This window comes from Neorhizobium sp. SHOUNA12A (assembly GCF_023006505.1).
Taxonomy (GTDB): Bacteria; Pseudomonadota; Alphaproteobacteria; order Rhizobiales; family Rhizobiaceae; genus Neorhizobium.
On sequence record NZ_JALBGV010000174.1, the window covers coordinates 1 to 3108 of the forward strand.

The 3108-nt window shown below is 61.9% G+C and carries 4 protein-coding genes; 3 read left to right on the forward strand and 1 reads right to left on the reverse strand.

The window, feature by feature from the left end; genetic code table 11:
* Together MOV63_RS32210 and hemH are read left to right on the forward strand one after the other, a co-directional pair.
* Positions 1-268: LysM peptidoglycan-binding domain-containing protein (locus MOV63_RS32210; protein WP_247039809.1), on the forward strand; the 268-nt coding region annotated here is incomplete at its 5' end.
* Positions 269-442: 174 nt separating this feature from the next.
* On the forward strand, positions 443-1477 hold the full coding sequence (gene hemH / locus MOV63_RS32215; RefSeq protein ID WP_247039810.1) for a ferrochelatase: 1035 nt from the start codon (positions 443-445) through the stop codon (positions 1475-1477).
* 6 nt (positions 1478-1483) lie between these two features.
* Here the strand turns inward: hemH and queC are convergent, their stop codons facing one another.
* The gene (gene queC, locus MOV63_RS32220) at positions 1484-2194 is read right to left on the reverse strand and encodes a 7-cyano-7-deazaguanine synthase QueC (RefSeq protein ID WP_247039811.1); all 711 of its coding nucleotides are present in this window, start codon (positions 2192-2194) and stop codon (positions 1484-1486) included.
* A gap of 192 nt (positions 2195-2386) precedes the next feature.
* On the opposite strand from queC, the gene MOV63_RS32225 reads away from it, so the two are divergent.
* The coding region (locus MOV63_RS32225) for an SPFH domain-containing protein (RefSeq protein WP_247039812.1) at positions 2387-3108 on the forward strand (722 nt) is incomplete at its 3' end.

Here is a 3108-nt window from a genome sequence, read left to right on the forward strand (position 1 = left end):
GGCGAGCCCTGCCCCGGCAGCACCCGCAGCTCCGGCACCGAACACCATGGCTGCAGCTCCGGCGAAACCTGCTCCGGCAGCGGCTCCCGCCGCACCGAAGCCGGCCGGCCCCACCAAGTACACGGTCGCCAAGGGTGACTCGCTCTGGAAGATCGCCGAAGCCACCTATGGCAATGGTGAGAAGTGGACCGAGATCGCCAAGCTCAACGCGCTGCGCCATCCGAACGTCATCCAGGTCGGCGCCGAGCTGGAACTGCCGGCGAAGTGACATCGCTTGACCCGGATCAAGGTTCGGGCCGGCGACTTCACGCAACACATTGGGACGATTTGTCCCGATGCCATGATCGGCCCGGGCTTTCCCGGGCCGATTTTTGTTTCTAAGTAGTTTGCGAAACAAACGAGCGCGTCGTCGCCCGTGCAAGACTTAATCGAAAGTATCCGCATGACCTCCCATTCCGCCCATATGCCCTCCGATCATCCGAAGGTGAGTTTCGGCAAGGTCGGCGTATTGCTCATCAATCTCGGCACCCCGGACGGCACGGACTACTGGTCGATGCGGTGCTATCTCGCCGAGTTTCTGTCCGACAAGCGGGTGATCGAGTGGTCGCGGTTCTACTGGTACCCGATCCTCTACGGCATCGTGCTCAACAAGCGGCCGCAGAAGGTTGGCAAGGCCTATGAGGCGATCTGGAACAAGGATCTGAACGAAAGTTACCTGCGCACCTATACCCGCAGCCAGGGCGAACTGATGGCCGAGCGGCTGAAGGATCTCCCGAATGTCGTGGTCGACTGGGCGATGCGCTACGGAAAACCTTCGATCGCCGAGCGCATCGACGCGCTGAAGGAAAAGGGCTGCGAAAAGATCGTCCTCTTCCCGCTCTATCCGCAATATGCCGCCTCGACCACCGCTACTGTCAACGACAAGGCCTTCGAGCACCTAATGAAGCTGCGCTGGCAGCCGGCGTTACGCACTGTGCCGCCCTATCACGACGAACCGGCGTATATCGAGGCGCTGGCGGACTCCGTCAGGGCGAAATACGCGGCGCTCGACTGGGAGCCGGAAATGCTGATCGCCTCCTTCCACGGCATCCCGCAATCCTATTTCAAGGCGGGCGATCCCTATTACTGCCATTGCCAGAAGACCGCCCGGCTCCTGAAGGAAGCGCTCGGTTTCACCGACAAAAATTTCATGATCACCTTCCAGTCCCGTTTCGGGCCGGAGCAATGGCTGCAGCCCTATACCGACAAGACGGTCGAAAAACTCGCCCAGGACGGCATCAGGCGCATCGCTATCATGAATCCCGGCTTCGTCTCCGACTGTCTGGAAACGCTCGAGGAAATCGCCGAGGAAGCGGGCGAGATCTTCCGCCACAATGGCGGCGAAAAATTCGCGCATGTCCCCTGTCTGAACGACAGCCCCGGCGGCATGACGGTGTTGGAAAAGGTCGTCCGCCGCGAGCTCCAAGGCTGGGTTTAAGGCGCCTTACCGAACTTCGGTCGCCTTGAAACCATCCGTGGCGGCCTTCCAGAAATCCGGATCCTCGTACTCCGTCGGGTCTTCGATGCCTGCGAGGTGGAAAGCTTCGCGCCGCTCGACGCAGGTGCCGCAGCGGCCGCAATGCAGGGTACCGCCCTTGTAGCAGGACCAGGTTTCGGCGAACGGCGTTCCGTGCCGGGCGCCATCGGTGACGATATCCGCTTTCGATCCGGCGACGTAAGGCGCAAGCAGCCGGACCGACGCGTAACCGTCCAGGGCATGATCCTGCATCGCCTGGAACGCATCGATGAAACCTGGCCGGCAGTCGGGATAGATGAAATGGTCGCCGCCATGCACGGCGATCGCCACCGCATCGGCATGCCGCGCCGCCGCCACTCCGAAGGCGATCGACAGCATGATCGCATTGCGGTTCGGCACCACGGTCACCCGCATGGTTTCCTCCGCATAATGTCCGTCCGGCACGTCCAGATCGTCGGTCAAGGCCGAGCCGGTCAGCCGGCTGCCGATCCCACGCATGTCGATGATCTCGTGGAAGACGCCGAGCCGCGCGGCGCAGGCGGCGGCGAAATCGAGTTCCTTGCGGTGCCGCTGGCCATAGTCGAAGGAAATCAGCCCCAGCAGCAGCTGTTCGGCGGCAATCCTGTGGGCGAGCGAAACGGAATCCAGTCCGCCGGAGCAGACGACGATGGTTTTCATGGTCATTCATCCTTGTTTTGACCGGGTAGGCTGCGACCGGGTGTTCTCACCTGCTCTCTAGACCGCCGGTGCGTCGATGTGAATAACCCGGACGACATCGACGGCGTCCGGCTGTCATTTCTTCCCTGCAAAGAACGTGCTAACTCATCACGTGTGACCTGGCGGGCTTACCGCCTGCAATGGAGGAATGTCATGAACTTGGGCGGCCTGGGTGGCTTCGATATCGTCGTGATCGGCATCGTGGTGCTGATCATTCTGGTCCTGTTTGCCGGGATCAAGACCGTGCCGCAGGGTTATCGCTACACCGTGGAGCGCTTCGGCCGCTACACCCGCACGCTGGACCCGGGCCTCAACCTGCTGACACCTTTCATCGAGCGCATCGGCGTACGCATGAACGTCATGGAGCAGGTCCTCAGCATCCCGACCCAGGAGGTCATCACCAAGGACAATGCCAGCGTCTCCGCAGATGCGGTGTCCTTCTACCAAGTCCTCAATCCGGCCCAGGCCGCCTACCAGATTTCCAATCTCGAAAACGCCATCCAGAACCTCACCATGACCAATATTCGCTCGGTCATGGGTTCGATGGACCTCGATGAACTGCTCTCCAACCGTGAAGTCATCAACGAGCGGCTGCTGCGCGTCGTCGACGAAGCCGTCGGTCCCTGGGGCATCAAGGTCACCCGCGTCGAGATCAAGGACATCCAGCCGCCCGCCGACCTCGTCGAATCCATGGGCCGGCAGATGAAGGCCGAGCGCGAGAAGCGCGCCCAGATCCTCGAAGCCGAAGGCTCGCGCAGCGCCCAGATCCTGCGCGCCGAGGGCGCCAAGCAGGCAGCCGTTCTGGAAGCGGAAGGCAAGCGCGAAGCAGCCTTCCGCGAGGCAGAAGCCCGCGAACGCCTCGCCGAGGCCGAAGC